The 18614-nt window shown below is 67.4% G+C and carries 20 protein-coding genes and 1 pseudogene; 11 read left to right on the top strand and 10 right to left on the bottom strand.

Annotation, left to right across the window (positions count from 1 at the left end; genetic code table 11):
• Positions 1 to 145: 145 nt before the first annotated feature.
• On the bottom strand, positions 146 to 370 hold the full coding sequence (locus BM396_RS28075; protein WP_043388285.1) for a hypothetical protein: 225 nt from the start codon (positions 368 to 370) through the stop codon (positions 146 to 148).
• 425 nt (positions 371 to 795) lie between these two features.
• Here BM396_RS28075 and BM396_RS28070 point away from each other — a divergent pair, with 425 nt between their 5' ends.
• Entirely contained in the window at positions 796 to 1041 is a 246-nt protein-coding gene (locus BM396_RS28070; protein ID WP_244538984.1) for a metal/formaldehyde-sensitive transcriptional repressor, read from the top strand.
• Between the two features lie 411 nt (positions 1042 to 1452).
• On the opposite strand, the pseudogene BM396_RS33540 reads toward BM396_RS28070, so the two are convergent.
• Positions 1453 to 1623: pseudogene (locus BM396_RS33540) on the bottom strand (aldo/keto reductase); the annotation flags it as partial.
• Positions 1624 to 1654: 31 nt separating this feature from the next.
• Between BM396_RS33540 and BM396_RS33830 the strand changes: the two are divergent.
• The gene (locus BM396_RS33830) at positions 1655 to 1873 is read left to right on the top strand and encodes a TetR/AcrR family transcriptional regulator (RefSeq protein ID WP_306423994.1); all 219 of its coding nucleotides are present in this window, start codon (positions 1655 to 1657) and stop codon (positions 1871 to 1873) included.
• Positions 1874 to 2284: a TetR family transcriptional regulator C-terminal domain-containing protein gene (locus BM396_RS28060; RefSeq protein WP_238247135.1), complete on the top strand. Its 411-nt coding sequence runs from the start codon at positions 1874 to 1876 to the stop codon at positions 2282 to 2284.
• A gap of 166 nt (positions 2285 to 2450) precedes the next feature.
• Here BM396_RS28060 and BM396_RS28055 read toward each other — a convergent pair whose 3' ends face one another.
• Together BM396_RS28055 and BM396_RS28050 are read right to left on the bottom strand one after the other, a co-directional pair.
• On the bottom strand, positions 2451 to 2819 hold the full coding sequence (locus tag BM396_RS28055; RefSeq protein ID WP_051976340.1) for a hypothetical protein: 369 nt from the start codon (positions 2817 to 2819) through the stop codon (positions 2451 to 2453).
• Positions 2819 to 3508: a ParA family protein gene (locus BM396_RS28050; RefSeq protein WP_043388460.1), complete on the bottom strand. Its 690-nt coding sequence runs from the start codon at positions 3506 to 3508 to the stop codon at positions 2819 to 2821. Before BM396_RS28050 ends, BM396_RS28055 begins: the two co-directional genes overlap by 1 nt.
• 851 nt (positions 3509 to 4359) lie before the next feature.
• Here BM396_RS28050 and BM396_RS28045 point away from each other — a divergent pair.
• Positions 4360 to 5178: a GntR family transcriptional regulator gene (locus BM396_RS28045; protein ID WP_053622403.1), complete on the top strand. Its 819-nt coding sequence runs from the start codon at positions 4360 to 4362 to the stop codon at positions 5176 to 5178.
• Positions 5179 to 5353: 175 nt separating this feature from the next.
• Positions 5354 to 5782, top strand: a complete 429-nt coding sequence (locus BM396_RS28040; protein WP_053608552.1) for a hypothetical protein — start codon at positions 5354 to 5356, stop codon at positions 5780 to 5782.
• Between the two features lie 63 nt (positions 5783 to 5845).
• Here the strand turns inward: BM396_RS28040 and mobF are convergent, their stop codons facing one another.
• On the bottom strand, positions 5846 to 8791 hold the full coding sequence (gene mobF / locus BM396_RS28035) for a MobF family relaxase (RefSeq protein WP_043388356.1): 2946 nt from the start codon (positions 8789 to 8791) through the stop codon (positions 5846 to 5848).
• A complete protein-coding gene (locus BM396_RS28030; protein WP_043388352.1) occupies positions 8791 to 9084 on the bottom strand; it encodes a hypothetical protein in 294 nt (97 codons plus the stop codon). The genes mobF and BM396_RS28030 overlap by 1 nt, the downstream gene beginning before the upstream one ends.
• 271 nt (positions 9085 to 9355) lie before the next feature.
• Between BM396_RS28030 and BM396_RS28025 the strand changes: the two genes are divergently transcribed.
• The 3 genes from BM396_RS28025 to BM396_RS28015 are packed head-to-tail and all read left to right on the top strand — an operon-like array spanning position 9356 to position 11262.
• The gene (locus BM396_RS28025; RefSeq protein WP_043388350.1) at positions 9356 to 9868 is read left to right on the top strand and encodes a hypothetical protein; all 513 of its coding nucleotides are present in this window, start codon (positions 9356 to 9358) and stop codon (positions 9866 to 9868) included.
• Between the two features lie 4 nt (positions 9869 to 9872).
• On the top strand, positions 9873 to 10679 hold the full coding sequence (locus BM396_RS28020) for a P-loop NTPase family protein (protein ID WP_043388347.1): 807 nt from the start codon (positions 9873 to 9875) through the stop codon (positions 10677 to 10679).
• Complete coding sequence (locus BM396_RS28015) at positions 10663 to 11262, top strand: hypothetical protein (RefSeq protein WP_043388345.1); 600 nt, start codon at positions 10663 to 10665, stop codon at positions 11260 to 11262. Before BM396_RS28020 ends, BM396_RS28015 begins: the two co-directional genes overlap by 17 nt.
• A 164-nt stretch (positions 11263 to 11426) precedes the next feature.
• Here the strand turns inward: BM396_RS28015 and BM396_RS28010 are convergent, their stop codons facing one another.
• The 4 genes from BM396_RS28010 to BM396_RS27995 form a co-directional block, all read right to left on the bottom strand.
• Positions 11427 to 13109, bottom strand: a complete 1683-nt coding sequence (locus BM396_RS28010; RefSeq protein ID WP_059409751.1) for a type IV secretory system conjugative DNA transfer family protein — start codon at positions 13107 to 13109, stop codon at positions 11427 to 11429.
• Positions 13110 to 13223: 114 nt separating this feature from the next.
• Entirely contained in the window at positions 13224 to 13841 is a 618-nt protein-coding gene (locus BM396_RS32390; protein ID WP_133250946.1) for a hypothetical protein, read from the bottom strand.
• A complete protein-coding gene (locus BM396_RS28000; RefSeq protein WP_043388532.1) occupies positions 13834 to 14091 on the bottom strand; it encodes a hypothetical protein in 258 nt (85 codons plus the stop codon). The genes BM396_RS32390 and BM396_RS28000 overlap by 8 nt, the downstream gene beginning before the upstream one ends.
• A 387-nt stretch (positions 14092 to 14478) precedes the next feature.
• Entirely contained in the window at positions 14479 to 15075 is a 597-nt protein-coding gene (locus BM396_RS27995; protein WP_059409752.1) for a recombinase family protein, read from the bottom strand.
• A gap of 264 nt (positions 15076 to 15339) precedes the next feature.
• Between BM396_RS27995 and BM396_RS27990 the strand changes: the two genes are divergently transcribed.
• The 3 genes from BM396_RS27990 to BM396_RS27980 all read left to right on the top strand — a co-directional run bounded on the left by BM396_RS27990 (position 15340) and on the right by BM396_RS27980 (position 18295).
• Positions 15340 to 15582: an AbrB/MazE/SpoVT family DNA-binding domain-containing protein gene (locus BM396_RS27990; RefSeq protein ID WP_043388476.1), complete on the top strand. Its 243-nt coding sequence runs from the start codon at positions 15340 to 15342 to the stop codon at positions 15580 to 15582.
• Positions 15579 to 15968, top strand: a complete 390-nt coding sequence (locus tag BM396_RS27985) for a PIN domain-containing protein (RefSeq protein WP_043388473.1) — start codon at positions 15579 to 15581, stop codon at positions 15966 to 15968. The genes BM396_RS27990 and BM396_RS27985 overlap by 4 nt, the downstream gene beginning before the upstream one ends.
• A 473-nt stretch (positions 15969 to 16441) precedes the next feature.
• The gene (locus BM396_RS27980; protein WP_053609008.1) at positions 16442 to 18295 is read left to right on the top strand and encodes a potassium transporter Kup; all 1854 of its coding nucleotides are present in this window, start codon (positions 16442 to 16444) and stop codon (positions 18293 to 18295) included.
• Positions 18296 to 18614: the final 319 nt, after the last annotated feature.

The following is an 18614-nucleotide window of genomic DNA, read 5'->3' as shown; positions in this document are numbered from 1 at the left end:
CGCGATCCGAGCCGGGGCGGGTGTGGGAGATCCGTCGGTCGCGCGCGCGACTGGGAGGCTCCACAGTGGATGAAGATCGGCCTGTCATGGTGCTTTCACAGCGCGGAGCCGCCGATACCTCAGCGGGTATCGGCGGCTTGTCGGATCAGCGGGGTGCGAGTTGCCAGGCGCAGACGAGACGATCCGCTTCGTCGCGTCGCCAGACGGCGACGACGTGATCGCCCGCCCACTTGGCCGGTGCCAACGTGTCACCGGTGACGGGACGCGTCGATGTGGGAGCGGCCGGGCTGGCGCCGCTGCGCCGCTGAGGGAAGAGCCCGGACCGCAGCGCGTAGGGCAGCGCGGGCGCGAGGGCGTGGACGAAAGCCATGGTCACCTCCTGTTCGTCGGGTGGTTGCGGATGCGACCCGAGAGGAGGTTTGAGCGCCAGCTGACGAAGCTGGCGAGACGAGGTCTTGCCGGCTCAGACCGTCAGATGATGGCGCTCCGCTCCGCGCGGGTCGACCATCCCCCGCCGGCGCGAGCCCGCACCGGACGGTGCGCGGCCTTCACCGATGGAGGATGAGGGTCTAGATCGAGGGTTCATCGGTCCCGAGGCGTTGACATCGGACCCGGCGCACGGCCGGATACCTGACCGGGTATGGTGACGAGGCTGACGGCTGTCAAGCCGGGTTCTTTGGAAAAGTTCTAAAACTGGCAGGTCGGACGAATTCGATGGCGAGACGGGATGACAGTGTCGACGCGGGATCACAGGCTCGGAGTGACACGCACGTACTGCGGGACAAGCGCGGGTTGGTGAACCGGGTGCGGCGCCTGCGCGGTCAGGTCGACGCCATCGAGCGCGCCTTGCAGGGCGAGTCGAGCTGCTCCGATCTTCTGCAGCGCATCACCGCCGCACGGGGTGCGATCAATGGTCTGATGGCCGAGGTTCTGGAGGAACATGTCCGTGAGTATCTGATCCCGCAGGCCAACTTGCCCGAGGAGACGCGCGAGGACGCCGGCGAGGAATTGATCGAGATCATTCATTCGTACTTGACTTAAATGACGTAAGTATTTTGTAATTTGAATAATAACTCCAAGAGGCATCGTTGTTCAAAAAACACTCAATATCAATTAAATAATTTCATGTATCATTGCCTCAGCGAGATGTATTAAGAGAGTTGTCAGGACGCGGTTGCGCTCCTCCGGGGTCTTCCTTACGAGGTTGGCGTCACTGTTCAGATGCTCCCCGCCAAGAGTTTTGGAAGTCGACATCTAACTGAAGTTGACTGTGGTGTAGATAGGCGTCGAAGGATGAAGCCGCGCAAAGCAGATGTAATCCATTATGGAAGCTAAGAAATTTGTACCGAAGGTGGGGCACGATCGTGCCCCACCTTCGGTACAAATTTTAATTTAAGAGCAATGACTTAAAGTGACCTGAGAGAGCGGTCAGCCTTTGAGGCTCTTTCACACATAGACATCGGCAGTGTCGACGAAGTTGCCACCCGCGTCCACGTAGGCGTCGAACACCGCCCGGCTGTCTGCCTCGTTCGAGCCCCAAGGCGCAGTGCCGAAGGTCATCGTGCTCAGCGCGAGGGGGCTCACGGCGAGGTCAGAGCGGCCCAAGGTGCGGTTGTCGGTCAGCTACATTGCTTAAATTTTCGTATTGTTTGATATGAAACCAATCGACCCAACATCCAGGCGCAAGACCGGCCGCCCGCTTTCATTCGACCCAGATGCTGCCCTGCTCCCGGCCATGCTGCTGTTCTGGCGCTACGGCTATGAGGCCACCTCCCTTGCCGAGCTTACGCGGGCGATGGGGGTTACACCGCCGAGCATCTACGTCGCCTACGGCGACAAGAAGGGGCTGTTCCGATCTGCGGTCCGGCGCTAATTGGCGCAGCCGCAGTCGCCCATTGACGTGATCGCGGAGGCACCCACCGCCGAGGCAGCCGCGCGCACGCTGATTAACGGCGCAGCGATGGCGTTCACCCGCACGGACACGCCGGCGGGGTGCCTGCTGGCCAGCTCGGCGATCGCGGTCTCGGCCGAGGCTGAGGATGTCAAAGAGGAATTGGCCGCGATCCGTCGGGAGATCGAAGCCGCGTTGCGCGACAAGATCGCCGCCGGCATCGACGCGGGAGACGTCCCGGGCACGGCGGATCCGACGGCGCTGGCAGCTTTCGTCATAACGGCGATCCAGGGACTGTCCACCCTGGCGCGCGACGGCGGGAGCCGCGCGAAGCTCCAGCAGGTGGCGAAATTGGCCATGCTCGTTTGGCCATCACCACGATCTCACGCTTGAGAGCTCAACGCTCCGTAAGCTGCCCTTATGCGCATGACGACGAACCAGCTTGGCTTGGCCTTCCAGACCTTGATTGTGCCCTGTGTGGGAGGCGCCGTGGGTCTTCCTGGCAGCTGTCTGGTTTCTTTTGGCTTCCTATTCGGTGCCCGATAGGCTTTTGAGAAGGTCATTTCCTTTTGTGGGCGGCCTCGTAGGCTTCAAGCGCTCTTTCCAGCAGCTCGCCAAGCACCAAGCGGTGTTCGTCGGCTAGGCGGGTGAAGCGCTGGGCGGTCTCTTCCGTCACCTTGAGGCTGAGCTGTTTGTTGCGGCCGGTGCGGTAGCGGCGCTGTTCGACCTTGGCCAATGCCGGCTTCGCCTTCTCGCGTGGGGCGGACTCGCGGCTGGGGAAACCTTCCGCTTCGGAGACGGCACGAATTGCCTCGACCGGCGGCTTCGGCTGCTGGGCAGCGCGTGGCGTGGGCTTGAAGTCGTCCAGTCCACCGAGGTCGAGCTTGCCGAGCGGATCGGTGCGTTCAGGCTTGGGCTGGCCGGGCATCACGCAACCTCCTTGGCCTGCTCGCGCTTGTCGCGCAGGCGCTGCACAATCTCCGCGGCGTACTCGGCCGCGTTGTTGATCGCCACGGTCGTGTTGGCGACCCCCTTCCCTGCTAGGCCCTGCAGCGTGCCACCATAGGAGAACATGGCACGGTAGGCCTCACGGTCGCACAAGCGGGTTTTCAGGACCGGGATCGCGCGCTCGTCGAAGCTCTGCAAGATGTGCTTGAGGGTGTGGGGCATGATCGCGGGATTCGTGCGCGTGATCAGCACCGTGTAGGGAATGGCCCTCCCCCCGCGCTTCTCCGTCCGCTTGATGAGCCCGATCTGACGGGCAGCCTGCGAGGCGTCGAACTGCGAGCCTTGGACGGGGATCACAACTAGGTCGGACATCGAGATTGCGTGGCTGACCATGAGGCTCGCCAAGCCCTCCAGATCCACGATCACGAAGGCGGTCATGCTGGCCGCCTCCTCGATCTTGTCCATGATCGTCTCTTCCGTCGCGCCGCCTACGACCTGAAGGGTGGCGGGCAGGCCCGGCAGCTGCGCCCATTCTTGGACGAACTGATTGGGGTCGGCGTCGATGATGGTTACGGTCGCTCCCTGCTCCGCCAGCATGCTGGCGAGGATGCAGGCAGCCGTGGTTTTGCCGGCACCGCCCTTAGGCGATGAGAACGTGATGACAGGCATAGACACCTCGTTAGAAGCTGTCAGGCACCGGGAAGCTGCCGGGCAGCCGTTAGGTGCCGGGAAGCTGTCGGAAAGCCATCCGGTTCCGGGAAGCTTCCAGCTCTGCGGTAAAAGCCACCTTAACCCGGCGACACCCTGTTTATAACCAGAAAGCTGTCAGATAGCCATTCTCTTTCGGAAAGCTGTCTGGATCCTGGCGTATGTCTGACTGAACGGCGCTAGGCGCCCTCCCCGGTATTCGTATGAGGGTATCAGACAGCTGTCAGACAGCTGATTGGTTTCCACTAAATACTAAACCTTGGCCGTTTTGTCCTACAAAGCGAGCGAGTCTTATTCCCCGGCTCAACCGGGCCGAATTTTCGGCCGAGATGGTGCGCGCCACCGCCAAAACCGTCGCGGCGGTCACCGCCTGGCCGCGTGCTCTCGCCTCGCCGGAGGGGCACGCGCGCTACGTTCATCGAATAAGGAGAAGTGCCTACCGGAATATGGGGTGGTTCAGGACGGCAGGAAAAAGGTCATCAGCCACCCGCAACGTTGACTTAGCCGTGCCGCCCGGTCGACATGGGCTGTCATGGCCGTGCTCGCCCAAGCGAGTCGTGAGCCAGCCATTCAGGAGAGCAATCGCCGCAGTAGGACCCTGAAAAGCCAAAGGCCCCACCCCGGCAAGGGTGAGGCCTTCGAAATCGAGATGGCCTGTGAGGCACAACAGCATCCCTCACAAGCCATAAAGCGCCCTCAGGCGTCAAGTCGGAACCCCGGTTCCGGCAACGATATCGGCTTGTCTTGAACGGAGCGCACAGCTTGCGCCGCCAAACGTCCCCCTGTGGCCCTATGGAAAAGGGCCAAGACACGTGTTTGCCGAAAAAATCCGCTGCGCGATCGAGGCGGCTGACCGAATCACCCTTCCGTCCGTGACGGCGCTGCTCTGGCGCGCTTACGGCGAAGGGCACGTCACGGAGACCGAGGCCGAGACCCTGTCCGGGCTGATCGAGGCGCGCACGGACGCGCCCGCGGCTCGTCGGCTACCGGCGGGTCTACGACCCAGCCCTGAGGCTGCAATCGCGCCCACGTTCCAGGACGGCGCAGGAGCACCCAGGAGGGCCGTCGGCTCACGCCCGCGCACGGAGGCCTCGCTGGAGCGCCGCCGCCGCTGGGCGGCTTCGGGAAGGCTGCCGCCGGGGTTAGCGGCCCAGTTCACCCTGGCCGAGCAGGCGGTGCTGGCCCTGGTGGCCACGGAAACCTCAAAACGAGGCGATTGCCGACTGGCCGTGGGGCAGCTCGCGGCGATCGCGGGCGTGGCCGAGACTACCGTCCGCAACGCCCTGCGCGAGGCCAAGAGACTCGGGCTCGTCACCGTCGAGGAGCGGCGGGTGACGGGCTTCAGGAACGACACCAACGTCGTGCGCATCGTCTCGCCCGAGTGGCAGGCGTGGATGCGGCTGGCGCGCAAGCCGGGCAGAGAACTCTCGGGTGCTGAGGATCACCGGGCCACGCTGAGCGATGGGGGAGGGTGCAAATCCGCGAAGCGCACGAGTACTGGAGTTCTCATCCTGTCAGAATCGGGGAAAACGGAACCGTCGAAGGGCTGTCGGGGGGCAGCGGTCGACCTCGACCGGAGCGGGCACACGCGAATCCGCGCGGGTCGTGGCACGGGCCGAGCCATGCGCTGAGGGTCTGAGCTCGTGCGGTCTAACGAACGCCGCCCTCTCCTCGGGAGACGGGCAGGGCTTCTTCGGCCTCAAGCCCATCAGGCCCCCACCGACCGAATGCCATCCCCGCCCAGACCCCTGTGCGGACGACCCGTCTCGCTCTACGGTCACGCTTCGATCCCGTATCCCGATCCCCATGCCGATCCGGCCCGAGCACCGCTTCTTCTACCCGATCGACTGGCCCCAGCTCTCGGCCGTAATCCGGTTCGGGCGCGCTCAGGGACGCTGCGAGGGCTGCGGGCGACCGCACGGGCGGACGGTAGTCCACCTCGGCGACGGGCGATGGTGGGATGCGGACGCGGCCTCCTGGCGCGACAGGCGCGGGCGGCGGGTGCGCGTCCAGCCCGGTGCTGTGGACGTCCTCAGGACCGTGCGCCGGACCCGGGTGGTTCTGGCCGCGGCCCATCGCGACCACGACACCGCCAACAACGCCGATGCCAATCTCGCCGCCTTCTGCCAGCGCTGCCATATCATCCACGATCGGCCCGAACACCGCCGACGCCGCTGGACGACCCTGTTTCGCCGCAAGGCGCTCGGCGACCTGTTCCGCGGACCCTACGCCTGAGCGCAGGCGGCCTGGATCAGTGCGGCACGGATCCGGATCGGTCGCGGACCACAGGAATGGAGCTCATCGCTCGATACCGACGTCGCGATCGCGCGGCGGCACCGAGCTGGGGCGGCCGAGGTGGCGGGCGAACCGCATGACCAGGGCGCGCGTCACCGGCGCCGACGCGCGGCTCAGGCGGCGCCCGCAGGCGTCGACCAAGCGCCAAGCGGGCACAATCAGGCAATCCACCCCGAGCCACGCCACGGCCTCGCGCAGAGCCCGGGCCGCGCGGATCGCTCGGCGCACGTCGACGCCCGGGCTGACCCGCTCTGTCAGTCCGAGCAGCCCGTCGCGCACGAACGCCACCCGGTCAGCGGTGTAGTCGACCACGTTGGCCTTCTCGCGGTAGGTCCGTGCCTCCCGGAACAGCCGTTCCAGCACCAGCGTGTCGGTCGCCGGCACGCGCGCATCCGCCTGCCGCTGCCGACACAGGGCGTCGAGCCGGTCGCGCTCGACCACCACCCGCGCATCGTGCCGGTGGCGGGTCAGCCCGACATACACCTCGCGCGCGTCCGTGCTGGCCCCGAGGTACACCACCGCCGCGCAACAGGTTCGGCCCTGCGCCGCGTAAGTTGTACCTGCGTAGGCGTGTACGATCTTGGGTTGTGATGATCGGCGGCCGAAGCGTGGCTCCCGCGTCAGCTGCTCCCAGGCCGTGTCGAGCGCGCGCCCGTCCTCCAGCCGCAGCCGTAGGCGCGGTCCCGCGTCCGGATCGGTGGTGATCGCCTCAACCCGGGCGCGGTTGCCGTTGCGCAGGCCCAAGTGCGGCAGGCTCTCGCCGAACCGCAGGACGTCGCCGATCGCGAGCGCCAGCGGTACGACCTCATCGGCGCGGTTGCGCGACGGCAGCGCGACTACGTCGGGTCCGAGCTGTCCTTCCGCCCGCAGCACGGCCCGCGCCCGCGCGTTCAGCGCCGCCGCATCGGCATTGCGCCGGGTCACAATCAGCGCGTCGCCTTTATGGACCACGCGCTGCTCGGACCAGAGCGCGATCACCCGGGCGTGAGCCGCCTCGGCTCCGGAGATCAGCTCGACCCGGTCGTTGGCGGCGTAGGCGCGCAGACCCGCCTCGGCATCGCCGCGCGCCATCACCACCGAGGCGGCACGCTGCCAATCCACCGTCTGCCGGCGGACGTGTTCGAGCACGGCCGAGCGTCCGACCACCTCGGCGACCGCCCGCAGCGCGCTGGCGCCCCCGACCGAGGCGAGCTGACGCCGGTCGCCGATCAGCACCACTTTGGCCCCGGCCGCCTGCGCCGCGCTCAGCACGGCTTCCAGGTCACGGGTTGATACCATCCCGGCCTCGTCGACCAGCACCAGGGTGTCGGCGCCGAATGCCGGCGAGGGATCGGGGTGAGGCGCGGGGTCCGGATCCGTCGCCCGAGTCCGATCGTGGCGCCAGCGCGCGATCGCCTGCGCCAGGATCCCGGTGGAGCGCGCGAGCTCGTCGGCGGCGACCCAGGATGGTGCCAAGCCGACGACGCGCAATCCAGAGTCGTGGGCCGCGGCCACCAGGGCTGCGGCCGTGGTCGTCTTACCTGTGCCCGCGCCGGCCTGGAGCAGAGACACCCCATCCGGACCGGCAGCATGGCGCACGGCCTCGCCCTGTTCGGGGCTGAGATGGCCCGCCCGCGCAAGGGCCGCTTCGACCGCCTCGGGGGTGATCCAGATCCGCTCCAGCGGGCGGTCGGCGGCGCGCAGCATCGCGGCCTCGCAGGCGGCGATGCCCGGGCTGGTCCAGCACGCGTGGGCGCCCGGCACCCTCTCGGCGGCGCTCAGTGGCAGCAGCGTGCCGTCCCGCTCCAGGCGGGCGAGCTCCGCCTCCACGGCATCGACCCCGAGTCCCTGCACGCCAGCGAGCTCCAGAGCGCGCTGGAGCAGGTCCTTGCGCGTCACCACACTCTCGTGCCGAAACAACGCCGAGGCGGCGCGCGTGACCGGGCTGTCGCCGGGGATCTCGGGCTGATCGAACGGGGGGTCGCGTTCCGTCTCACGCGCGGCGGCCATCGCGATGGCGGGGTCGCGCTCGGGATGGCGCGCGGCATCCCACGGATCGAGCGCGCAGACGGCGAGCTCCTCGCGCCAGCGCGCCTCCAGCTCGGCGCCGGTCGGCAGCTCGTGCTTGCCGCGGCGCGTGGCGAGCGCGGCGATCTCGCGCTGGGCGCTGGTGGCGCCGGCCCCGGCGTAGTTGAGGATCTGCTCCGAGCGTTTGGAGAAGGCCGCCAGCACCGCCTCGGGCGGGCCGGCGATCTCCCACTGCCCGCGCCCGGCCTCGCGGTAGCGCAGGCCGAAACGGCGATGCAGGTCCTCGGCCAAGGCAGCGCGATACGCGGCACCCACGCAAATCTGGTAAGCGTAGAGTTGTTCGACCTCGATGGTCAGATGTGTCTGTGATTTGTAACGTCCGGATCCAGATTTAGGCGGCGCACCGGCAGCGTTGATGAAGACACAGTGCGTATGGATATTTGGATCGCCTTCTCGGGTCGTGTAATGATCGAAGCGGCCGACGATGATGTCACTCGGCCGGTGCCGTTCGACGCCGCCCGCACCGGTTCGGACGGTGACCAGTCCCTCCGCCGCCACGAAGGCGAGCGCCCGCTCGACGGCGGCGCGGTGGGCGGCCTCGATCGCGGCGCGCTGCTCGGGCGTGCCGGCCATCCAGAGGACGGAGACGGATTTCCCGGGGGTCAGGGTGCAATCCTGTCCGGCCCAGTGGCCTGGACCGGCGCCGCGGACCAGCGGCTTGCCGGTTCCGGGATGGAACCCCGCGCACAGGTCGCGGAACGAGCTCGCGTCGATCGCCGCGCCGTGGCGCACGACGCTCTCACCGCTGCTCCACCACACCCCGCCGCCGTCCGCGAGGTAGTACTCGTCGCGCCGGTCCGGCCTGGCTTCGCGCTCGCTGTCATTGGTGTAGTATAGCCCGGCCTCGGCCCCGGCGCCGAGGCGGTGCAGCGAGGCGGTCATCAGGCCAGATCCGGGCCGCCAGTGCCCTTGCGATAGCGGCAGATCTGGGACAGGTCGATGCCGGTCGACGGGGCCCCGAGCTCACCGACGGCCTGTGCCATGTCGAGGATCGCGGCGTCGACCTGTTCCATGCGCTCGATCAGGACACGGTGGCGGATCGCCACCTCCAGGGCTTGAGCGACGCAGTCGGCCGCCAGGCTCTCGGAGGCCCAGCCGCGCTCGGCCGCGGCGGCGCTCAACCGGGCGGCGAGGGATGCCTCCAGCGTGATCGTGAGCTTGACCTGATCGGCCATCGGCGTACCTGCTGCGTGCGGATCCGGACGGCAGCCCTGGCACGGTCGCGACGGCCTGGCGAGGCTCGCATGGCCGCGCGGTTAACGCTTCACCACTTCAGTGCGTGTGGTGTGATACCCCTCCCCTTGCCGTACACGCTACCGTATCGCTGCCGTCCTCAGCCGTAGCCTGCCGTCCGCTGCCGGACCTTAACGTCGGCTTGCCGTCGCCCCCGGCATTCGCGCGATCGGCTGCACGCCCTGGCAAGCCCCGCCTTGCTAGGGCGTCGCCATGGCCCAGCGCCCCCGCCTCGACCTACGCCGCCTCGCCCGCGACGCCGCCGCCACCCCCGACAGCCGCCGCAAGGCCGGTGCGCCGGGTGGTCGGCCCGCCACGGGCTTGATGGACATCGTGCGCGACCACCTCGACGCTCTGGTCGCCCTCCAGGCCGGCGGCTTGACCTGGGACGCGGTCGCGGCCGGGCTCACGGCGCAGGGCTTCACCACCGCCGCCGGCGAGCCGATCACCGGGCGCAACCTCACCGGCGTCATCTCCAGCGTGCGCCGGCAGGCCGCCGCCCGCGCCTCCAGGACGGCGGCGCGGGCGGCTCGCCCCGACCGCGCGGATCCCGCACCGTCGCCCGCGGCCTCGACCGGTTCCAGGTCACGGCCGACACGGCTCGCCCCGGAGCTGCGCTCGGGCAGCGATACACCGGACCCCGCGCCTACAGACGCACCGCTCACCGAGGCGGAGATCCGCCAGATGCAGGCCGAGCGGCACGCCCACCTGTTCAAGAAGGACTGACCTCATGCCCCGCGTCCTCCTCGTCGCCCAGGAAACCGGCGGCGTCGGCAAGTCAACTGTGACCCGCGGCCTCGCCGAGGCGGTGCCGGATGCCCCGATCCTGGAGATCGAGTCGGTGCACCGTCTGACCGAGTTCAAGGCCGCGACGGCCGCGAATGAGCCGGGCAGCGTGCAGCACTTCCTCATGCGCGCCTCGCGCGAGGCGATCGACGCCAGCGGCGGCAAGGCGGCGCGTGCCGAGTTCGACGACGTGATCAACGCGCTCTTCGAGGTCGCGACCCCCACGCTGGTGGACATCGGCGCCAACACCTCGGCGTCTCTGCTGGGGGTCCTGACGCACGAGGCACCGGCGCTGCGCGAGGCCGGGATCGAGCTCGGGCTCGTGGTGGTGGTCGCCGCCGAGGCCGGCGCGCTCGCCGACGGCGGCGCGCTGCTGCACGCGGCCAAGGACTGGGCGGGCGCCCGCTTCGTCGTGGCCAACGCGGTGCGGGGCGCCGTCGATCCGGCCCTGCTCAAGCGGGTAGCCGGCGACGCGGTGGTCACGCACCTGCGCCAATTCGAGCTGGAGGACAGGACGCGCGAGGTGCTGGCGGCAGGTCAGCTGCGCGGCGTCAGTCGGCTCGACCGGGCGGGCTTGGTCAAGCAGACCTCGCAGGCGCAGGCCGGACGGATGCTGCGCGATCTGACCGCGTTCCGCCTCGCCGTGATGGAGGCGGTCAAGCCGGCAGCCCTCTGGCTGGTCGAAGAAGCGCCGGTTCCGGCTCGGGCCGGTACGCCGGCAGGGGGGAGCAAGCGTGCCCGCAACGCCTGAGGACGTGCACGCCCGCCTCACGCGGGCTGATCGCGCCGCGCGCGAGGCTGCGGCCGGGTTCGAGCGGGACAGCCGCGCCGCGCTCACCCGGCTGAAGACGCGCCCGATCCACGAGCGGTTTGCGGCGTTGGAAGAGGGCGCAGTACAGCTCCTGCCCGAACATCGGCGCGAGCTCCTGCTCTCCATCCGTGACCGGTCCGACGCTGTGGGGCCGGGCGCCCGGCCCGCTCCTGGCCACGCCAGCCGCATCGCGGTCTGGCGCGGGCGCCTGCCGTTCCGCGTACGCCGGCTCACCCGTGACGCCCTGCTCGCGCTCTGTCTCCTGCTCGCGCTGCTCCTAGCCTATCGCCGCACGCCGATCTCCTGGGTCGAGGTTCGGAGCGACCGGGATGTGGCCATCGCCTGGGTCATGCCGGACGGGCGACCCGCCGGGGATCGCCTCGTGGCGGGCCGCGCCTACGCGCTGATGCGGGACGCCGACGGCATGGCCGAGCTGCGCGACTGGCGCCCTGGTGAGGGCTATGCCGCGACGCGTGTGCCATCTGATTGGCTGCGGACCCGCTCCGGACCGGCCTCACGCTGAGGTCCGTATCCCTCGATCGGTTGCGGCTCACCTCGGGCATGTGGCGTTCCGGCGGTCCGGCGCCGCTGGGTGGATCCGCCCTGCCAACCGCGGCGGCCGCGTTTTCCACCCTCGACCGAGGCGCGTCCGGCTGGCGCTCGCGCCTGCGTGGCGGCGTCCCCGGCTCAGCGCGCCCGGCCGACCGGCGGCACGGCGGTGATCAGCTTGCGAAAGCGCGGGTCGGTGTGCGCGACCGTCTTCTTCAGGCGCAGCGGATGGCGGGTCTGGCCGCCGCTGTTGGGAAACACCAGGAGCTCGTCGCCCGGCATCGCGATCAGCGCCTCCTTGGTCATCAAGCGCGCGCCCTGCGAGGCCCGGGTCGTGGACGGGCTGCCCTTGGCGTCGCCGGTCGGGGCCGTCCGGGTCTCGACGAAGGCGGTGTAGTCGCCGATCGCCCGCGACCAGCGCTCGGTCTCGTCCGGATCGACGGCCGGGACGTCGAAGACGGTGACGACCTCGGCGGTGTTGAGCAGCACGTCAGCCCCGGCCTCGCCGTAGAGCCCGACGAGCTGGGCGCGATCCTGCCACATCGTCCACAGGCTGGCGCCGTAGCCCGGCAACTCGCCCGCCGCGGTCAGCAGCGCGTCGAACCGGCCGAGCACCGCGGCCTCGTCGACGAAGATCATCAACCGCTCGGCCGGGCGGTGGCGACGCACCGAAGCGAAAAGGTCGGACAGCAGCCAGCGCAGGAACGGGGCTAGCACCGCCTTGTACTCGGTCGGCACCGCCACGAACAGGTCGACGGCGCCGGTGGACAGCTCCGATAGCTGGAAGGTCGAGTCGCCGACGAGGTCGCGCAGGCGCCGGTCGGCCAGCCACTGGAACGCCTGTAGGGCGGTGGATTTGATCGGGTCCTTGGTCTTCGGATCGGCCTGCAGGATCTCCATGGCGGCGTAGGCCGCGGGCTCGGGCCAGTGGGTGACGTACTGTTGCAGGAGGCCATGGAAGCGGGCCTCGTCGGTGAGCAGATCCTGGACCTCCACGACCGTGCACGCCTCCGGCTGGCGCAGGGCGACCAACAGCGCGCCGGTGATCAGGTCGACGGCCCGATTGCGGAAGTAGGCGGAGGCCTCGCCGTCACCGGTGGCCTCGGGCAGAAGGGCCAGGGCGGTGCTCTGAAGGTAGAGGACGTCGTCCGGGTCGCGGCCCTGGAGCGGGTTCCAGTGGTCGGTGCCGCCGGCCAGACCCATGGGGTCGAGGCAGATGACGCGGCGCCCGAGCGCCCGGCGCCGTGCGGCGACGGAGCGGTAGACCTCCCCCTTGGGATCGAACACGACCGCGGGTCCGCCCCAGCCCTGAGGTTCGGGAAAGGCGAGATTGGGGATGAGCAAGCCCGACGTCTTGCCCTTGCGCGGCGGCGCGATGGTGACGAGCGTGCCTTGCACGGCGAGGCGCACGGCACGGCCGGTCTCCGGGTCGCGGCCGAGTTCGAGCCCGCCGCGCAGGCGGCCGCGCTCGGTCGCGGTGGCGAAGCGGGCCGAGCCGAACAGGTCGGAGGTGTCCCGCTTCTGTTCGGGCTTGGCGCGCCGTAGTAGCGCGGCGCCAAACAGGATCAGGAGGGGCGAGAAGGCGATGAGTGGGGCTAGCGACCAGCCGCCATTCGCGAATTCGGGCGCGCGACCGATCAGCATGAGGTACGGCATCGCGAGCGCGTCACCGGCATGCGGGGAGAATAGGGCCCCGAACCAGGCACCGGGGCGCGTCACCTCTGCGGGCCAATACGCTGGGTCGAGCCCGTTCTGGATCAAACCGGCGACTGGGTAGGCCAGGAGCACGGTCGCGAGGAAGGCTGAGAAGATCAGGCGCATTGCGGATCAGTCACGAGGAAAGTAGGCAGCATCGCTGCAAGCACAGCTTGCCCCTCTGTCTCACTTGAAGTTCGACGACGGCATGTCCTCGCGGACAAAAAAGCTTGGAAGAAATTATCTATAATCTAGAGAGGCTAATTTTTCGAGACTTATTTTTTCTTTCAGCCAGGCAGCATTGAGTTGTTCTAGCCACATGGGACGATGACGAGTCCTGAGATCATCAAATCTTAGATGCATCGATGCGACCTCCGGATCGTTCAGAAAGGCCGCCTCGCACAGTGCGGCAAGACCATCAGCATCGAGGGCGTCGAACGCGTGGAGCACACGTGTGGCCAACTTGCGCTGCTCGGTGAGATCCGTCTCGGATCCTCCCAACTGCGCGAGGCGGACCTGACGACCCGCGTAGCGTGACACCGCCTCGTTGATACATGTCGTGACTGCGATGCTGGCGAAAGAATTCGGATTGTAGGCCAACATCTGAACCTGATGCCACGTGGGCAGCAGCACGATCCCGTCTCTTGCAAAGGCCTCCAGTTGCTCAGGTTGCGGCACCGCAAGCCGGTTGTTCTCGAACCAGCGCGTGTCGGGCTGGTGAACCTGGAGTACGGTGTAGGTCGTCGAGCCCATCCGCCGGGCGAAAGCGTTTGCCGCAGCGACCCACTGAGGATGGCGTGCGTCGTCGATGAGGATGATGTCGCGCCCGGTCCTCGCCGGCATTGTCTGTTCAGGCATGACCCTGCACCTGCGGCTTGAGCACGACTACGCCCCGCGTCCGAAAGAGCATTTCGTCGGCCTCTGTCCAGATGGCCCCAAAGCCGCTCAGATCCTGGCCGGGACGTGCCGACACCACGTTATAGTTCGGGCGCACAAGACCAAGCTCGGACGCCCAGCGGGCCTCGGCCTGCCGCACGTCGGGGTGAATCTCTGTATTGACGATAAGCAAGTCCTTGAAAAGCGCTCTCAGCAGCGCGTCCTTGTCCATGGGAGACATAACGATCCTTGCACCCGATCTATATGAACGATGACAGTCGCAATAGAAGGATCGTGTTTCTGAAGCGGCTGGTAAATCGGTAAAATTGATACGATTTGCTCAGTTCACATAAGCTTCGAAGAGATATAAGTATTAACCAAGGTATCCTCTTCAGATGCGCGTCGCCCATCGCCTCACATATTGCTCAGGATGTAGAAAACCTGCCGCCTGCGAGGTTGACGGCATTTGAGAGCGCATCAAGGTAGTGGGAGGCCCTCGGGCGGTCCTCTGGTGTTATCTTGATCGTTATTTGGCATTGATCCTCGGCGTCTCTGTCGCTCTGTATCGAGGGAAACCGGTGATGTGTGAACCCAATGCCGGGCGCCGTGCCGCGTCCACTTAGGTCGCCACGACAGCAGGCATCGTAGATTGGCGCTCCAGGGTCCGGTAGACGGTCGGCCGTGAGACTGAAAACAGCTCGGCCAAGTCGCTGATCGCGTAGTCGCCTGTGTCGTACATCCGGCGCAGCTCCTTCTGCTGGCGATCCGAGAGCTTAGGCTTCTTGCCCCGCAGCTTCCCCTTGGCGCGTGCCATCGCCATGCCCTCGCGCGTGCGCAGCCGGATCAGGTCCGCCTCGAACTCGGCAAACGTCGCCAGGATGTTGAAGAACAGCTTGCCCATCGGGTCGGACGGGTCGTGCACGCTGGCGCCGAGCTGGAGCCTCACACCCCGTTCCGCGAGCGCGTCGCCAATCGCGCGCGCGTCCGGCACCGATCGGGCCAGCCGGTCGAGCTTGGGTACTACTAGGGTATCGCCACTCCGGACCGCGGCCAGCGCTTGGTCGAGGCCCGGGCGTGCCCGGTTCGTCCCCGTGAAGCCCTTGTCAGTGTAGATGCGGTCAGTCGCCACCCCGAGCTGGAACAGCGCGTGGCGCTGGGCAGCGAGGTCCTGCTTGTCGGTCGAGCAGCGGGCATAGCCGATCAGCACATGCGTCATGAGCGGGACTGTAACGTACAGGGTCCCCTCACCGCAATTTTTATCGTACCAACCTATTGAGACAGCGTCCGCGCAGACGGATTGATCCTTTGCGAGCGGATCTTCCGAGCGTCCGTTGACCGATCCCCTTGCGGACATAGCTAAGCGGCACCACACGTCCAGAGTGATCCAGCATCGCGACGCCATGACGTCAGTCGCTTACCCTGGCGTGAACTGGTATTTTTGGCGTACATTGGTTTGCATGGCAGACAGTAGAGGCGTCCCATGAGAGCCAAGGTGATGCCCGATGGGCGCGTGAGCCTGCCGGCCGATCTCCGCAAGCGGCATGGCCTCATTCACGGAGGCGAGGTCATCGTCGAGGATTTGGGCGACGCCATCGTGCTGCGGACGCTCGATCAGGTCGTCGCCCGGGCACAGGCTCTGAGCCGCAGGCTGATCGGCGACAAGGCAGGCGCGTCCGTGGCGGACTTCCTCGCCGACCGGGCCCGTGAGGCCGAGGCCGAATGACGAGCTTCGTCCTCGACGCGTCCGCGCTGCTTGCCCTGCTGCTGGCTGAGCCGGGAGCGGATCGGGTGAAGGCCGGGCTCGACGGGTCTGTCATGACGATCGTCAATCTGGCCGAAGTAGTCAGCCACTACGCCAAGCTCGGGGCTGCACGCCCTGATATCGAAGCGCTGTTGCGCCCCTTGCCGATCCGGTGGGCCGCCGTCGATGCCGCGCTGTCGTACGAGGCCGGCATGCTGCGTCCGCTCACGGTTGCGGGTGGTCTGTCGCTCGGGGATCGCTACTGCTTGGCCCTTGCCAAACGTGAAGGTCGGCCAGCGCTTACGGCGGAGCGGCGCTGGTCGACGATCGCCGAGGCAGCTGGTGTCGTGGTCGAGATGATCCGCTGAGGGCTGCGCGGAAGGACCAGGTCGACGGCGGAGATGCGCGCGAAGCCGACGCGCATGTCGGGATCGTGCCAAACCGGCGTTTGCCCGCCAATAGAAAAGCCGACACGTTTTTCCGACACAACCGGGGTTGTTTCGAGCGACTAGCGATCCGCCCCGCCGGATCGTCGGGGAAACGGTCGGTTTGCCTACACACTAGGCGATAGGCTCAAAGTCCTTTTCTAAGATAATCGGTCCAAGATCCTCTAAAACCGCTTCTCCTTTCCTCTGTGACAGCCGGAGAGCTGCGGGGGCATCGGGGGCGTATCTGCCACCGATCACGCGGATCTGTTTCGGCTCGCCAAGCGTCTGAGACCAAGAGAGCTACCGAGCATAGCGCCCGTCGCGCTCGGCTGGCTGTGGATGGAGATGAACTGGTGACCGTCGCGATCCAGGCAGGCGAAGCGCAGCTCCCGGCACGAACCGCCTCCGTCGCCCTGTCCCTCGGCGCGCTCGGCATCGTCTACGGCGATATCGGCACCAGTCCGCTCTACGCGCTCAAGGAGACCGTCAAGGTCGCAGCCGCAGGTGGCACCCTCCAGCACGACGCGGTGGTCGGATCCGTCTCCCTCATCCTTTGGTCGCTGTTCCTCATCGTCGCGCTCAAGTACGCCGTCTTGATCCTGCGCGCGGACAATCACGGCGAGGGCGGCATCGTGGCCATGCTTGCTCTGCTCGGGGCCCGGCATGCACCGCCACGCTCGTGGCGCGCCATCCTGCTCGTCGTCGGGCTGATCGGAGCCGCGCTACTCTACGGCGACGGCGCGATCACCCCTGCCATCTCGGTGCTCTCAGCTGTCGAGGGCCTGAAGGTCGATGCCCCCGGCGTGACGCCTTTTGTGGTGCCGGCTACCGTCGTCATCCTGATCGGTCTGTTCTCGGTCCAGCGCAAAGGTACCGGCTTCATCGGGCGCCTGTTCGGACCGGTCATGCTGCTGTGGTTTGCCACCATCGCGGCCGTCGGCGCGGCCGGCATCCGGCAGAAGCCGGAGATCTTGGCGGCCCTGAACCCGTTCCGCGCCGTCTATTACCTTCTCACCGCGCATCTGCCGGTCAGCTTCGCCATGCTGGGCGCAGCCTTCCTGGCGGTCACCGGCGGCGAGGCGATGTACGCCGACCTCGGCCATTTCGGGCGCGCACCGATCCGGCTCGCGTGGTTCGCGATCGTGCTCCCGGCCCTGGTGCTGAACTACCTCGGCCAGGGCGCGCTGCTGCTCTCGAACCCGGCCGCGGTCGACAACCCGTTCTTCCAGCTCGCGCCGAGCTGGATCCACTACCCGCTCGTGGCGTTCGCCACGCTGGCCACCGTCATCGCCTCCCAGGCCATCATCTCCGGTGCGTTCTCGCTCACCGAGCAGGCGATCAAGCTCGGCTTCTTCCCGCGCATGCGCATCGTCCATACCTCTTCGCAGGAGGCCGGGCAGATCTACGTGCCCATCGTGAACTGGCTCCTGGCCTTCGCCACCCTCGGCGCGGTGCTGGCCTTCGGCTCGTCGGACGCGCTGGCGGGCGCTTACGGCATCGCGGTGTCACTGCTGATGGTGATCACGACCGTGCTGGCGGCATTGATCGCGCTTCGCTGGGGCTTCAACCTCGCCCTCGTGCTCGCGGTCAACGGCGCGTTCCTGCTCGTCGATCTGACCTTCTTCAGCGCCAACACGCTGAAGCTGTTCGAGGGCGGCTGGTTTCCGCTGCTGCTCGCGGCGGGCGTCGCCTTCCTGATGCTGACCTGGCGGCGCGGCACACAGCTCCTGGAGGCGGCCCGGGCCGATATCCGCATGCCCGAGGCGGAGTTCCTGACCCGCGTCGAATCCAAGCACCTGCCGCGCATCCCGGGCACGGGCGCGTTCCTGACCTCGGCCGAGGACGGCATGCCGTTGCCGCTGATGAACTTCGTGCGCCACCTGCAGGTGCTGCACGAGCGCGTGCTCCTCGTGACGCTGCAGATCCTGGACGTGCCGCACGCGGCAGACGCCGAGCGGATCGAGGTGGTGCCGGTCGCTCCGGACGTGACACGGGTGCTGCTCCGGTTCGGCTTCATGGACACGGTTCATGTCCCGCGCGCCCTGCGACGGGCGGTCGAGGACGGCCGGCTCAAGGGCATCGACTGCGACCACCTGAGCTACTTCATCAGCCACGAGACGGTGGTGGCCTCGGAGAAACGTCCCGGCATGGCGGGTTGGCGCGAGGAGATCTTCGCGCTGATGCAGCGTAACGCCGAGGAGACGGCGAGCTACCTGTGCGTGCCGGCCCAGCAGGTGATGGAGGTCGGCGCCGAGATGGAGGTGTGAACGGAGGCTCTCATGGGATCGATCGTATGCCCCGTGTGCGGGCTCAAGGACTTCGAGGTTGGGCCGCAGGCGGACGGTGGGCTTGCAGCGGCCGCAATCTGGACAGACGCGTTCGTGCGACGCTGCCAGCACGTTCAGGAGCGCAGGCACCGCGCTGATCTTAAGACTCACACCTGTCCGCACTGGGCATGCGCTGTGCAAGATGCCGCTGAGCAGGTCAGTGATCCTCCGCCTCCCGGTTGCTTGAGACACCCCGTTAGCGGACGGTCGCCGCGACAGGGGTGAGGATGATGAGCACGGATACGAGGGCAGATGCAGG

The sequence above is a fragment of the Methylobacterium sp. UNCCL125 genome (genome assembly GCF_900116795.1).
Taxonomy (GTDB): Bacteria; Pseudomonadota; Alphaproteobacteria; order Rhizobiales; family Beijerinckiaceae; genus Methylobacterium; species Methylobacterium fujisawaense.
This window is presented reverse-complemented; position numbering and strand designations above follow the sequence as displayed.